Below are 13,284 nucleotides of genomic sequence, written 5' to 3'. Positions count from 1 at the left end.
GATACCGAGGCACCTCAATGCAGTTTTTGGACCTGCATCCCATCATATCGATAAACCGATCGCAGCGCACCGCCAGCGCTTCTGCGCCCGCCGCTCTTCGAAGGAGCCTTTGACGAACTTACGACACTAGCTTCAAGGGACGGCTTACCTTTTCCTGTCGAGAGTCTGGTGTCTTCCGGAGGGTTGCAATTGGTGATTCGTCAAACATCTGCCGATAAGCTACCGCGAACCGCCCCAATTCACAGAACCCGTGCGCGGTCGCCACTTGGGTAACGGTCTTTGCATCCGGAGCGGCTTGCCGCAAGGCATGGCGGACAAGATGCATTCGCCGCAACGTCAGATATCGAATGGGTCCCATCCCGAGGTGTTCCTCGCATGCGGCGCGAAGCGTTCGCTCTGCCACCCCAATGGCAGCGCAAACTTCGCTCAAATGCAGCGGAGTATTTGGATTTGCTTCCAAGTACTCCTCGAAACGTCCGAGGATGATTCCGTGGCGCAGCAAACCTGTTCCGATGTTGGAGGCCTCACAATCAGCTAAACAGTTTATCAGCGCGTGCAGCAGATGCTGCTCTATCGCGTGAGCCACTTCTGGCTGTGTGAAAAGGTCGGGTGCGCTCTTCGCCAATCCTCCGGCTATCGCATGAAGGTTCAGGAATCGGCTCATTAAACCTGAATTTGGCCGTACGAAGCGCGCGCCCTTGGGCGGACTGAATTCGGATCCGACCAACGACTTCCAGCTCCTAGCCAGCGCCTCTGGTCTTAGGGAGACCCCCCCAAACCTGTATTCACCGGAGGTTTTGACATGTTGCACGTCATAATCGTGGACACACATTTCTCCCAGCGATAATAGTCGCCCCCGGCTGTGGACCTCGGGCTGTTCGCTGGTCAGAAACGTATACACCTGACGGCCTGGGCTAATCGTCCCTCTGTGCACGCGGGGCAAGCACTCCGCAAAGCGCTGCATCCACAGTTCACTCAATGTAACTTGCGTCAACTCAGCTCGAAAATCGCCTTTGGTCGTTGGGAAGATCTGTATCTCCGCGGAACGTACGCTCGTCGCGTATTGAACCGGATCTTTGAATACGAGGACTTTGCTCCAAGGCATTTTGCCCTCCCACAAACGCCACACGCGAAGGCTGTAGAGCAGGCGATCCTCGTGGCTAACCGGCAGAATGTCTATGCAAATTCGGCAGAATCGGGAATTTGGAACAAACTGCCGCAGTTGCATAGTCCATGTGACTGAACCGTGACATAACGCTTCAAATGGGAACGACATGTCGATGAAGCGCGCCATCGGAATCAACGAAATTGATCGCGAGGCTATGATGCGCGACGAAGAGCAGGGCTTGAGTGCTGAGCAGTGCGACGACATGGCGCAGGCACTCCTCCAGGAAGCTGCAGGCATGCTACGCGGACATCGGAAGGAGCGCCTGTTAGAGCTCGCAGAAGCTTACGGGATCCTGGGCCAGATGAAGCGAATGGTTTTGTGCCGCGCAAACTAGCTTCACTTTGCATGTAAGGCGGCTTAGCACCCGATGGCGCATCGCTTGCTCCGTTGTTAAATAACGCTTGACTTCTTGTTTCTATCTACCGACTTAGATGTTCGTTTGCAGGATTTTGCACGAGCGGCACTGCTTGCCTACGCTCTTCCGAAGTCCAACATTTGGTGCAGCGACTATGGCGTGGGTACGCAGCGATCATAGGAGCCGTATCCACAGGCCGCCGGCACGGCAGCGCCATTTTAGCCGGGAGCGTAGCACCTGGCCTATAGTACGCACCTGCGGCGGCACCGCCGGCGTGAAAACCACCAGCGCGCAATGCCGATGCTTCGCTTGAAACGGCCAGCAATGCGCCAACGCCGACCGATAGTAGATGCGGCGAGCGCTCGAACGGTGCGAGCCGACATTTTGCTTTTCTCCGCTAGTGAGATCCGATCGCGAGCGCAGAGCCATCAGGAAACATTTAACGACACAATCGGAACGCATTTAGGTCTCGCTCATCTAGACGAAACCAATTCAATGGATTGCCCAAAACTAGAGACTTCAACTGCGTCAGCCAACTGGACGCATGCGGTAAACAGCGCCGGATCTATCAAGACGCGCGAGGCGCAAACGGCGGCTATCGGCCGTACGGCTATTGCTATATCCGGGTTGACAATACCGCCGATGACTGGAGTGATGCCTCAATAGTAAAACTATAAGCTCTTAAGTTAGCCACCATCAACACGGCCCCTCGAGACGGGGTCAGCGCCTTTTCTGCCGTTTCTGCATAGTCAACGTCTTTCTCCCGTTTTAGTTTTGCCGCACGTTTTGCGTGTGTAAAAAGGTTGTTGCGCCATCGGTTGGTGAAGTGAAGCCCCTCTGCGAGCACATATGATTTCGAGCGGGCAAATACATTCGCAGGGACCAGAAATTAGATCTCCAGAAGCATTCAAGCATCGAACAGTGTTGAGCACCAATGGGCTGGAGTCGTGTTTTCAATTTTGACGATCCGTTCCCTTTCCAGGAGTCTATTCGCGGATCGGATAACAAACTGCTGCTAACAAAAAAGGGGGATTTTCGCGCCGAACTGACGCAGGTGACCTTCAGTCGGCTGATGATGCAACGGTTCGACGTTACGCTGCCGCAAGTCTACACGAGTCAAATCACCTCTGGTCGACGAGTTATTGCCTTTCTTACCGGCGAACAGCCGACTTTTCTGCATCGCGGCAGGGACCTATCGCTCAACGAAATCGTCGTCTGCAACTATGACGTAGTGCATCATAGAACCGAAGGCGACTGCCACTTCGGAGCGATGTCACTGACTCCCGACGATTTCGAGGCGGCGTGCAAGGCGATCGCGGGTGACGAGTTTTCTGGAGTGGAGTTGGAATATTTGGTCCGGCCAAGTTCGGATCTTATGAGGCAATTGCAACAACAGCACCAACTGATTGGCAAGATGGCCATCACGACACCAGACCTTCTCGAACTCCCAGAGGTGGCTCGGGCCTTAGAGCAGAACATAACCTACACTATGATCAAGTGCCTCACTGAGGGCTTAGCGTCGCAAGTAGAAGGCACTAACCATCGCCACGGACGGATGATTGCGCGGTTCGAGGCATTTCTCGAAGCACATCCGGCGCAGCCCTTGTACTTAGCCGAGATATGCAACGCGATCGGCGTGGCCGAGCGAACACTTCGAGTGGCCTGCGAAGAACATCTGGGGATGGGACCCATCCGCTATTTAACTCTGCGAAGAATGCATCTGGTTCGCCGAGCGCTGCTCAGGGCTGATCCTTCATGCTCGACAGTCACAAAGATTGCCACCGATCATGGCTTCTGGGAACTGGGGCGATTTTCGGCGGCATACCGAACGATGTTCGGAGAACCGCCCTCGATCACGTTGCGCCGGTTCGCGGATGACAATTATGTCTTCGATCGTCCGACCTCTCCAGCAGCCGTGTCCTTCAGCGACTGACGGCAGTTTAAGGATCGCGCTGCTCCGCGGCGAAAGCGGACAAGCTCATTCGATTCCGACGATCAAGTGCGTACAAGACCTTCTCACCAGTCCTTGAATGTGGGCTCAGCGCACCCCCCGCAAACCCAAGGAAAACTCCAGTCGGCTGTCAGCCTCGCACTTGCGGGAATGTATCGGCTCCAAACCGACGGTTTGATCGGCGAGATCGATCGCCAGACTACGTCGAACGTCCCTGAAGAATTTATCCTACCAATCATGGCCGGCTTGGACAGATGGTGATTGGTGTTCATCACAACTTCAAAGCCGCTCGGCGCTTTCACTCGCTGACCATACATCGCTTGACGGACGGCGTTCACATCAACAGTGCCGGCTTGGCTGACCGCCTGGGCCCACATTCGAAAACCGACGAAAGTGGCTTCCATCGGGTCATTTGTCATGCTGTCACGCTGGCCGTTGAAGTCAGCCCACATTTTGACAAAAGCGTTGTTTTCTGGCGACTTGATAGACTGAAAATAATTCCATGCCGCCATTTGACCAGCCAGCCTGTCAGCGCCTATTTGATGCAGTTCGCGGTCTCCGATCGAGAGCGCCATAACAGGGATGGTCGTGGCGCTGATCTGTTGAGCAATCAGCTCACGGTAAAAATAGGTGTTGGCGTCTCCATTAATGGTTGAGATGACAGCTGTCCGCTTGCCTTCCGAACCGAGCGCTTTGATCCTTCCGACAATCTCGCGCCACTCTGATTGCCCAAAGTGCGTATAGATCGTCGTGATATCCTCGGGAGCTACGCCTTCGCTGAACAGATAGGCGCTTAGGATCTTGTTGGTAGTCCGCGGATAGACATAGTCGGTGCCGAGCAATACCCACCTGCGAACTTGGCCGCCCTCCTTGCTCATTAGATATCGAACGGCCGGAATTGCCTGCTGGCTCGGCGCGGCGCCACTGTAGAAGATGTTCCGCGAACTCTCCTCGCCCTCATACTGAACGGGATAGAAGAGCAGGCCATTCAACTGTTCGAAAACGGGTGTTGCCGATTTTCGGGACACGGAGGTCCAGCAGCCAAATACGACTGCAACCTTGTCCAACGTGAGCAACTCGCGAGCTTTTTCGGCGAAAGCTTCCCAATTGGAAGCAGGGTCCACGATTACCGGCTCCAATCTTTTCCCCAACAAGCCACCCTTTTTGTTCTGGTCCGCGATCATCATCAGAACCGTGTCCTTGAGAACGGACTCACTGATCGCCATGGTTCCGGACAACGAATGCAGAATGCCCACCTTGATGGTCTCTTCGGAAGCATGAACCGACGGACCAGATAGAGCGAGCATCGCCCACAGCAAGGCCCGCCAGATCGAAGCGAATTTCATGCGGACGCTCCGTCGAGCCCATAGATGCGCGTTTCAGTGGACATTCCCTTCGCTATGACCGCATCGAAGGTCGTAAATCTAAACTGGTCGCGAACGCGCGAGTAGACGGCTTCGCTCACTAAGATTGTCGTACCGACCTGCTTGTTCAGTCCTTCGAGCCGAGCAGCAAGGTTCACGGTGTTGCCGAGAGCTGTGTAGTTCATTCGCTCAGTCGATCCGACATTTCCAACGACGGCCTCCCCAACATGAATACCGAACCGAGTGATGAAGGGCTTCCACCCTTCCGCTGCGAACTCAGCGTTGAGTCGTTCACCGGCGGCTCTGGCCGCCAGTGCCGCACGGCAGGCACGAGCGACGTGATCTGGTTGCGGAGCGGGCGCGTTCCAGAATACCATCATCGCGTCACCGATAAACTTGTCGATTGTGCCACCTTCGGCTAGGAAGGCTTGGGTCAGGGCCGAGAAGTAGCGCGAGGTCTGTTTCATCAACAAGTCGGGGTCGACCGATTCCGCTATCGTTGTGAACCCCTGAACATCTGTAAAGATCAACGTTATCTCCTGCTTGACCCCTCCGAGCCTAGTTGAGATGGAGTTGTCCAGCACGCCGCGCACGATCTCCTTGGGAACGAAGTGCGCGAACGACCATATTGCACGCTGCGCCAAATTTACAGTACTGCCCAGATCGTGTATCTCTGCAATGTAGGATGTTACTGGCACCGGATCGGGCTGAGCCAGGTTCTGGAGTTTTGCGGCTTGCGCGGCAATGGCGTTCAAGGAACGGGCCATGCGATTGCCGAAAATCCAGACCATCGGGATGAAGGCCGCGCCGACGACGATCGCCAAAATCAAGCCAGTGAACTGTACTTTCCTGACATTCTGGACAAAATCATCCTGGGCCGCCAGCAGCAATATGCTGGCGCTGTAGCCATCGCTCAAAGTGAAACTTGTCAATCGAAAAAGATAACCTTGGCCCTTGTTATCTTCGAAGGAGCCTTCGTCCACGCCGAGGTTGCGTGAGATCCGCAGCACAGAGGCAACGAGTCCAGCTTTGATTTCACCGATGTTTGGTAGCTGTGATCGTGTGGGATCGTTCATCGCATTTGCGAGTAATTCCACAAAGTCAGGATGGGCGATCAGGGAGCCAGCTTGGTCGAAGATCGTTGCGTTGCCATGTGGTCCCGGGCGCTGGGCCTGGACGAAAGCGCTGAAGCTATCGAGCTTAAGATCGGCCGCGAGCACGCCGGTCACCTTGCCCTGCAAGGGCGCAGCCACAGTCATCACTGGTGCGCCAAGATTGAAGGAAAGATACGGCTCGCTGACAAAGGTGCGGCCGATTTTCATCGTCTGGGTATACCAGGGCCGCGTACGAGCATCGTAGCCGTATTTCCAGAAATCGATTTCGTCGACTTCGCTGCCCTGCCGATCTTGGAACAACCGGCGCATCGGCAGCTCGCCTGCCGCCGTCGGCCGGACAAGATTGATCACCATGTCAGCATTCACCGGTGCTCGCAGCTTTGCGCGCTGGTCCTCAGTGAGATCGCTGGTGCGCCGCACTTGTAACCAAGCGCCATTCGCAAAGCCGACGTAGATGCTGTCCATCTGCGGCATTTCGTGGAGAGCGGCCTTGAACAGGGGAATCGCCCTGCCCGTTTCGGATCGGTCATCTGAATCCGCTACGCTCGAACTAGTAGCAAGCACGTTCACAATTGAAGAGATCGAGCTCAACTCACTATGCAAGCGGCCCAAAGCCTTGGCGCTTGCTGCGTCCATATAGGCTGAAGCCGCTTCATGCGTTGCTAAGCGCAGAGATCGAACCTGAATTGCAATCAACAAACCTGCAAGCGCAGCCACAAAGGTCGCCACAGCAAGCGTTATCGACGTTCGGAACGTGAACATGCAGGCGCACCGCTACTTTGAAGCTAGACTAGGGGAGCTTACCTCTCGCCACTATGCTAGTTCGGCAACAACGTTGGCTTGATCTGAACAGTTTCGGTTTTGCAGTTCGGCCCGCCCCGGGGCGTCTCGTTCGACCTAAGGCGACCGTCGTGATCGCCGATGAGACGAGTGCACGAGCAGGATAAGAGGTGCGCTTGATGTGATTGTCCCCCTCTGCTGTCGTTCCCCCAGCATGGGGAGAGAACTAGCAAAGCAGCCCGAATTTTGCAGCGCAGATTGGCCGAAGTAGCATAGCCAGGCCCGCACCTGTTGATACCCTCTTCACGTGGAAATTTCGCGCCACGAGCGATCACTAGGAGAAAGCCATGATGAATCTACGAGTTTTGGGCGCGTCAGTGATTGTGGCATCAGCCCTGTCCTGCTCTGCTGCATCGGCACAATCGGCCCTCTCCAATCCGGACACGTGCGAAGCTGAGTTCGCAAGCTGCACGGGCCTTGGGACCGGCGCTACCCCTACCTCCGGCTATCGGCACCGGCCATCAACGCGGCACGTCACTACCCAGCCGGTCGCTGCGGCAGCAGGTGCTGCGGTCGGCGGATGGGGTAACTCCTACGCCATGTCCGGCGAGATGGGCTGGCACGGCAACTGGAATACCTATGCCACTCGCAATGGCATCGTTTGCCGACCCGGCACCTACTTTAAGGGTCCTGATGGCCTTCGACATCTCTGCCAATAGGTCATCCATTGTAGAGCGGAAGCAGGCGCTCCCTCAGGGCCGCGTTTTCCTGCACTGTAGTCGCTTTCGTCCTGAGCAAGGAAATTGCGCGACTGTAACCGGTTGTCTAGCGGCTGACGACTGCGTCCGGACGTTGCGAACTGAGGACGCGAGGACGTCTCTGGTAAGCAGGCGCACTGGTTGCAATAAGTTAAGTCGCCTAATTGACCTCAGGCCGAGGGTATCCGCCGCGCGGCGTCGTCAACAAGATGGCGCCGCCCGGCGTCTCAGTTTCTGACGAAGTATAGCGGCGTTCTAATCGTCAGCTGATAGGCGGGCTTTGGTGTCCATGCAATCTGGGCTGTGACGCCAAACAGGCGATTGTCGTTATCGTCCATACGGTCGAGGTCGAACCGTACAATTGGCTGAGTAAAGGACGGCACTGTCGCCAGGTTCAGCAGTTGCGCTCCGCCAAATGATTGGACGCCCGCGCGGCCGGTGAACTTCCAGTTGTCGGGCCACTGATAGTAGCCACCAAGATAGCCGATGGTATTCGGGTTGATCGTTGCTAAAGGAGAATCGACATTGATTCTCGTGTATTGGACGCCGGCCAGCAACCCTTTAGTCTCTTCTTCGTTCAGGGCATAGTCGAACTCCACAATGTTGTTGAAGGACGTCGTCGTAAGCGCAGAATCCGGCACCGATCTCGTGATGGTGGCCTGCAGTGTAATCGTTGGTATGGATCCGCCATTCTGCTGATAAAGGTCAGCCTGAAGACCGACGTTCCAGCTAGAGATCGCAAGGGAGGACCAGTCAGACGTCCCACTTTGCAAAGCGCTCGCCGTGAACCCGCCATACAACGAAACGGCGTCGCTAACGTCGACCGTCAGCGGAACGTCAAGTGCGATGCTTCGGGTTGAAGGCGACGATGGTGCCGGAAAGTTCGAAAGTCGCGGTGATCTCGACAGATCCGAGATTGCTCGAAGCGCCGCGGAGGCCGTTGACAGCGAAGGACCGCTGAAGCCGATCGAAAAAGTACCGGCGGGCACCGTGGCGTAATTCGTTCTCAGGTCAAAATAAACATTAGGCCACGAAGTCGGTCCGGATCCGCCATTGCTGTCGCTAGGATCCTGAGCCAGGGCGGGACCGGATAGACATACCAAAGCCGGCAAAAGCATCAGGCAACAGTACGATCGAACCACATCGGCAAAACGTCGCTCTTGCGCCGTCCCTTTGGCGCGAGCTCGTAAAATGAATATTGTCATCCCAACCGGCCGCTTTGATCGCTGCGGCAGTATGGAGCGAACGTAATAGCTTGTCCAATGTGGCTCTAATGTCTGATTCTGGCCTTTAGCGTCAGCTGGCCAAGTGCAGCGGCACGCCCTGTAGTCGGGGCAGAGTAGTCATTGCGTCCGGTGTGGATCGCTGCCTTTGACTCACTCCAAACGGAGACACTTAGACCTCCGAATACAGGAGTTCCTGGCGTCAAATCATTTTGTTGCAAGCGGGGCGTCGACTGCGGCGGCTCCCAATGTCCAGCGCACCCGGCCATTGTGGGCTGTGGGGTCGAGGCCTTCGGCGGTGCCGTAAAGGACCAGACGACCAGAGCCAGTCTCGTAGATAGGTAGATAGGAAACACGTTGCGTGTAAGCTTTTCAGCATTTGACGTGGAGAGTGAAGGGTCTGACTTTTCGTTTAGCGATAGCGTTGCGCGGGAGATTTCCTGTGTCTAAGAGCGACACGGAAGGGCCGCCGGCGCCCACCTTTTGCCATCAGGAGGCGTGGAGCGCCGCGTCGACCCGAGGGGGCTCATGGGCGTGCACCAGATTGCAGCCGTTAAGTCCGCCGCTGGAGGGCTTGGCACTGACGAGATGAGCCTTGCGCAGCGAACGTCCGCGCAGTGTTTGGCTTATCTCGTCGAAATGGGGGTAAACCCACGCGTATGGGTTCACGCGATGGAGACACCACACGACCAGCTCTTTGTTTTCCAACCCGATGAGCTTGCGGCGATGAAGCTCATCACTGCAGATCCGCCCCTGGCGAGTCCAGCGGCCATCCAGCCACAGTCGCGATCATAATGGGCGAGCTAAAGAAGTGCTTTCCCATGTTCGCCAGGTCGCCGGCCGCGAGGACGGACCAGTATTCGCGCGCATTCGACCTGAGCACCGGAAAGGAGCTATGGAGCGATCGTCTCGCCGCTGTCGGCCAGGCAACGCCAATGACTTATATGGGCTCCCAAGGCCGCAATATCTCACCATCAGGCCGGCGGCCACGGAGCTCTCGGCGCGCGGTATGGCGACGACACGATCGCTTACCGCCTACCATAGCCGCAGTTTTCAACCTGGTTGCGGAGCCGGCGGGGCGGAAGCTGCGGACCTTTGCAGCGAGATCAAGTCCGGGTCTTGGTCGGGCCCTGATCCGCTCGATCTCTCCCGGTCAAAACGACTACCAGGATCGCGAGTACGCCGAGGCTGGAAACCACCATTCGACTGCTCTGCGGAAAAGAGATGAGCATACTTGAAGCGATCATGAACGCCCCGAACAGCAGATCCAGGGCAAGGTGCGATCGGAACGGAATGACCGGCAACAGGCCGAGCTCGTAGTCAGTCAAAAGACTATAGACCAGGGCGCTTCCGCCAAGCAGCAGAAGGATGGTCTTCGGTGTGCTGTGCATGTCGTACAGATAGGGCAGCAGCAGCAGCACGACCAGCCCCACCGCATAGTCGGCTATTCCGTAGATAGACGTGCAAAGTAAGCGCATTGCGGTCTCCGGCCTGTCGAGCTGAAGGCGGCCCCCGGTCGGCCCGAGCTGCTGGTTCCCTGAGCCTCACTCCAACTCTAGCGCCACATTGTGGGAGCTTCGCCGAGGGCGGTTCGCCCGACGTGCTTCAGATTGGCAACCGAAGCATCGCCGGCCATCGCAGCTTCAAGAAGCTTGGAGGCGACATATGTGCGAGCGCTGGTTTCGCAGCGGGAGATGCTCACGCAAACCTCATCGAGAACCGCCCGCAGAATGGCGGTAGTTTCGGCGTCGAACATGGGGAACTCCTCTTCCGGCACCCGAAGCGATACCGGAATCCGGGATTTCAGTGATTCAATTGAGTTAAAATGCGAGAACTTTTTTGCAGTGGGCGTCGTTTGCGCCTACGTGCAAGATGCTCCAGCATCGGCCTCCCTTACTTTTTTGCCGTGACTCAAGAGAGCTTCACTCAACCTCGTCCTTCAAGCGGGTCAACCGCACGACCCGCTCCAACGTCAACCCTTGAACAACGATCGAGAACACTACCACCGCGTAGCAGATCGCCAGAAGTTCGCTCTTCCATTCGCTGGAGCCGGTACTCAGCGCCAAGGCGACCGAAACCGCTCCGCGCAGCCCGCCCCAGGTCAGGACGACGATTGCGGGCCAACGGTTCGGATTCCTGGTATGAAGCCACAAGGCGGTGCCGATGATGCTTGCCGCTCTGACGAGCAGACCGAGCGGGATCGCAAGTGCCATGACGAACAAGGTCGAGCTTTCGAGACGCGCCAGCCCGAGCATCTCGAAGCCGATCAGCAAGAACAGCAGCGAGTTCAGAATCTCGTCGACCACTGACCAGAACAGCGCAAGATTGCGGCGCGTCCTTTCGCTCATTGCCTTGCGGCGTCCGCGACTGCCGATCAAAAGGCCCGCAAGCACCACCGCGATCGGGCCGGAGGCGCCGAGACCGTTCGCGAGCGCATAAGACCCACTCGCAACAGCCAATGACATGGTGATCTCCAGGGGATAGTCGTCGATGCGCTTCATGGCCATATAACCAATCCAGCCACTTCCTGCGCCAATGATGACGCCGCCACCAATCTCTCGCAAAAGATCAAAACTGATGGAGCCAAACGTGGGATGCGCCCCTACCGCATAGGACAGCGCGGTCTGAAAAAGCACCACCGCCACGCCATCGTTGAACAGGCTCTCTCCCGCCATCACCGCCTGCAACTTTTTGGACAATCCAACTCGCGACAGGATCGTGCCGACAGCCACGGGATCTGTTGGCGCCAGAATTGCACCGAGCACGAGGGACCAGGAGAGCGGCATCTTCACGCCGGTGAGGCTGAAGGCGAAATAGATCCCCAGCCCAAACAGCGCGGTCGCGATTACTACGCCGGCCGTCGCCAGAAGAAAAACCGTGATCTTGCGGGACCACAACGCAGAAACATCGACCTGCAATGTACCGGCAAAAAGCAGGAAGCAGAGGACGCCGTTCAACAGCGTATCCGGCAACTCCCGGATCCCTAGAATGTCCTGGAGTGCCAGTCGCAGGTTCAAAGCGGGAAAGAGAGCGCCGAACGCGATCACGACAAGCGATGCCATGAGCGCAACCACCGTCAGCCCAATCGTACCGGGAAGCCGCAGAACCTTTCGGTTGAGAAGACCGAAGGTGGACGCAAGACAGAATAGCAATGCTATGAATGAAAGTGGCGACATCCCTCGGCCCTGATCGCGGCCGCATGCTCGATAGTCCAGGCTGGCACGTCACGACCGCGAAACTGGAGAGCCAGCATCCGGGCGCAGCACGCGACTTGAGCCGCGCCCGCTCGTCTGACTTCGCCGGCGGGCTACTTGCCGCTGCCCTGCCCTGATGAGCCGGACGTGGCGTTGCCCGTCGCAGGTTGGCCCGTCCGACCCCTGCCTGGACTGATCCCACCCGCCGCATTGTTGCCGTAGCTGTTGCCCTGGCTGGCATGGATGGTGCCGCTGGCGTTCGTGCCCGCGGTACCCTGCACGCTCGACGAATTGGTCGTCGTTTGTCCCGCGGCCGACCCGCCCGAATTGCTCTGCGCGAGGGCAACGGGCAAACTGCCAAACATGAGGCTTAGAAACATCGCGATATACTTCATGTTCTATCTCGGCTCCGTTTTCGAAATGGATCTGCAGCCTCGTCGTAGCCACGCCGGCTGCTAAAGAACATCAGCGCCATCAGTCCGCAGCCAATCGCGAGCGAAAAGAACGATCCAAGGCCAAGTGCGATCCAGCCGTTCTCGTCCATCGCGACGTCGTCGACGCCATTGGTTGCATCCGAGACCCACACGATACCGACCACGACAAGTGCGAGCATGGCGCACAACGCGACGATGAGAATTGCTTGACCTAGGCTTAGGCTTCGCATGGGCGGCTCCTTCGACCGGCAACTGCAACGATGCGCGGCGGTTCCTAAGACAGTTTCCGGCTGCGCTGCCGCTTCGCAGTCTCTGCTTTCAGATCACAGCAGACACGGCCGCCTGCGTCGGAAGAGCCGGCATGCGCGAACAAGGTAACGGCGGTACGCCCGCAGCTGAGAAGACGATCAACAGCTACGGACTTCTGAAGCTGTCAGGGTGAGGAAGCCGGCGGCTTTTCTCTGTTCAAACGGGGGGCCGAAGCCAGCTCACTAGGAACTGCGGCGCCGTCCACATTGTTCATCTGCGATGGAAATCATCGCGTTTGCAGTCCTTGCGCTGGTACTTGTCTTGGCCATCGCTCGTCTGACCGCCGGTCGGCGAAAGTCCCGACAGGAACTTGGTCGGGGCCAGGCCGCGCGCGAGTCCCGCCAGATCCTGAAAGAGGTCTCGGCACGAGCCGGATATTCCGGCGCGCCGGCGCAAGTCGCAGTCGATCGCAACAACCGTATCGTCCCCACCGATCTCAGCCCTAAGGGGCGGCGAACAAATGCGCCACCTCGCGACGACGAGCCCATGGCCTGATCGCTTCTTGGAGCGGCGTCCACTCGAATCGCTTTCAAGCGCTCGACCGAGGGGGAGCCATCCGCGCGAGCCTCGCCTCACATGCAAAAGGCCCCGGCCGGAGCCGAGGCCTTGCGGCTCGTCAGGGGTACATCCGCC

General features: G+C 57.4%; 11 protein-coding genes and 1 pseudogene. 3 read left to right on the top strand and 9 right to left on the bottom strand.

Translation table 11 applies throughout. From position 1 onward, the window contains the following. Positions 1–118 precede the first annotated feature (118 nt). Positions 119–1,294 (bottom strand): helix-turn-helix domain-containing protein, encoded by a 1,176-nt coding sequence (locus ACVIN2_RS28705; protein WP_456768149.1) that lies wholly within the window; start codon positions 1,292–1,294, stop codon positions 119–121. On the opposite strand from ACVIN2_RS28705, the gene ACVIN2_RS28700 reads away from it, so the two are divergent. Together ACVIN2_RS28700 and ACVIN2_RS28695 are read left to right on the top strand one after the other, a co-directional pair. Next, on the top strand, positions 1,281–1,502 hold the full coding sequence (locus ACVIN2_RS28700) for a hypothetical protein (RefSeq protein WP_456768148.1): 222 nt from the start codon (positions 1,281–1,283) through the stop codon (positions 1,500–1,502). The two genes, ACVIN2_RS28705 and ACVIN2_RS28700, sit on opposite strands and share 14 nt — an antisense overlap. A 955-nt stretch (positions 1,503–2,457) precedes the next feature. Beyond that, positions 2,458–3,456: a helix-turn-helix domain-containing protein gene (locus tag ACVIN2_RS28695; RefSeq protein WP_456768147.1), complete on the top strand. Its 999-nt coding sequence runs from the start codon at positions 2,458–2,460 to the stop codon at positions 3,454–3,456. 83 nt (positions 3,457–3,539) lie between these two features. Here ACVIN2_RS28695 and urtA read toward each other — a convergent pair whose 3' ends face one another. The 3 genes from urtA to ACVIN2_RS28680 all read right to left on the bottom strand — a co-directional run bounded on the left by urtA (position 3,540) and on the right by ACVIN2_RS28680 (position 8,696). Then, positions 3,540–4,820: an urea ABC transporter substrate-binding protein gene (urtA, locus tag ACVIN2_RS28690; RefSeq protein ID WP_456768146.1), complete on the bottom strand. Its 1,281-nt coding sequence runs from the start codon at positions 4,818–4,820 to the stop codon at positions 3,540–3,542. Next, complete coding sequence (locus ACVIN2_RS28685; protein ID WP_456768145.1) at positions 4,817–6,715, bottom strand: adenylate/guanylate cyclase domain-containing protein; 1,899 nt, start codon at positions 6,713–6,715, stop codon at positions 4,817–4,819. Before ACVIN2_RS28685 ends, urtA begins: the two co-directional genes overlap by 4 nt. Positions 6,716–7,718: 1,003 nt before the next feature. Then, positions 7,719–8,696 (bottom strand): hypothetical protein, encoded by a 978-nt coding sequence (locus ACVIN2_RS28680; protein WP_456768144.1) that lies wholly within the window; start codon positions 8,694–8,696, stop codon positions 7,719–7,721. Between the two features lie 812 nt (positions 8,697–9,508). Between ACVIN2_RS28680 and ACVIN2_RS28675 the strand changes: the two are divergent. Then, positions 9,509–9,664: pseudogene (locus ACVIN2_RS28675) on the top strand (hypothetical protein); the annotation flags it as partial. A gap of 156 nt (positions 9,665–9,820) precedes the next feature. On the opposite strand, the gene ACVIN2_RS28670 reads toward ACVIN2_RS28675, so the two are convergent. From ACVIN2_RS28670 to ACVIN2_RS28650, 5 genes are all read right to left on the bottom strand, one after another. After that, entirely contained in the window at positions 9,821–10,192 is a 372-nt protein-coding gene (locus ACVIN2_RS28670) for an SPW repeat domain-containing protein (RefSeq protein WP_456769895.1), read from the bottom strand. 77 nt (positions 10,193–10,269) lie between these two features. Continuing rightward, a complete protein-coding gene (locus ACVIN2_RS28665; RefSeq protein ID WP_456768143.1) occupies positions 10,270–10,470 on the bottom strand; it encodes a hypothetical protein in 201 nt (66 codons plus the stop codon). A 166-nt stretch (positions 10,471–10,636) separates the two neighbouring features. Next, the gene (locus ACVIN2_RS28660) at positions 10,637–11,890 is read right to left on the bottom strand and encodes a cation:proton antiporter (RefSeq protein WP_456768142.1); all 1,254 of its coding nucleotides are present in this window, start codon (positions 11,888–11,890) and stop codon (positions 10,637–10,639) included. Between the two features lie 131 nt (positions 11,891–12,021). Next, entirely contained in the window at positions 12,022–12,303 is a 282-nt protein-coding gene (locus ACVIN2_RS28655) for a hypothetical protein (RefSeq protein WP_456768141.1), read from the bottom strand. Beyond that, on the bottom strand, positions 12,300–12,572 hold the full coding sequence (locus ACVIN2_RS28650) for a hypothetical protein (RefSeq protein ID WP_027567585.1): 273 nt from the start codon (positions 12,570–12,572) through the stop codon (positions 12,300–12,302). Before ACVIN2_RS28650 ends, ACVIN2_RS28655 begins: the two co-directional genes overlap by 4 nt. Positions 12,573–13,284: the final 712 nt, after the last annotated feature.

It is taken from the genome of Bradyrhizobium sp. USDA 3650, assembly GCF_054057395.1.
This window is presented reverse-complemented; position numbering and strand designations above follow the sequence as displayed.

Coding starts and splice junctions, on each gene's coding strand:
- ACVIN2_RS28700 (WP_456768148.1), top strand. CDS start 1,281: ATGAAGCGCGCCATCGGAATCAACGAAATTGATCGCGAGGCTATGATG.
- ACVIN2_RS28705 (WP_456768149.1), bottom strand. CDS start 1,294: ATGGCGCGCTTCATCGACATGTCGTTCCCATTTGAAGCGTTATGTCAC.
- ACVIN2_RS28695 (WP_456768147.1), top strand. CDS start 2,458: ATGGGCTGGAGTCGTGTTTTCAATTTTGACGATCCGTTCCCTTTCCAG.
- urtA (WP_456768146.1), bottom strand. CDS start 4,820: ATGAAATTCGCTTCGATCTGGCGGGCCTTGCTGTGGGCGATGCTCGCT.
- ACVIN2_RS28685 (WP_456768145.1), bottom strand. CDS start 6,715: ATGTTCACGTTCCGAACGTCGATAACGCTTGCTGTGGCGACCTTTGTG.
- ACVIN2_RS28680 (WP_456768144.1), bottom strand. CDS start 8,696: ATGACAATATTCATTTTACGAGCTCGCGCCAAAGGGACGGCGCAAGAG.
- ACVIN2_RS28670 (WP_456769895.1), bottom strand. CDS start 10,192: ATGCGCTTACTTTGCACGTCTATCTACGGAATAGCCGACTATGCGGTG.
- ACVIN2_RS28665 (WP_456768143.1), bottom strand. CDS start 10,470: ATGTTCGACGCCGAAACTACCGCCATTCTGCGGGCGGTTCTCGATGAG.
- ACVIN2_RS28660 (WP_456768142.1), bottom strand. CDS start 11,890: ATGTCGCCACTTTCATTCATAGCATTGCTATTCTGTCTTGCGTCCACC.
- ACVIN2_RS28655 (WP_456768141.1), bottom strand. CDS start 12,303: ATGAAGTATATCGCGATGTTTCTAAGCCTCATGTTTGGCAGTTTGCCC.
- ACVIN2_RS28650 (WP_027567585.1), bottom strand. CDS start 12,572: ATGCGAAGCCTAAGCCTAGGTCAAGCAATTCTCATCGTCGCGTTGTGC.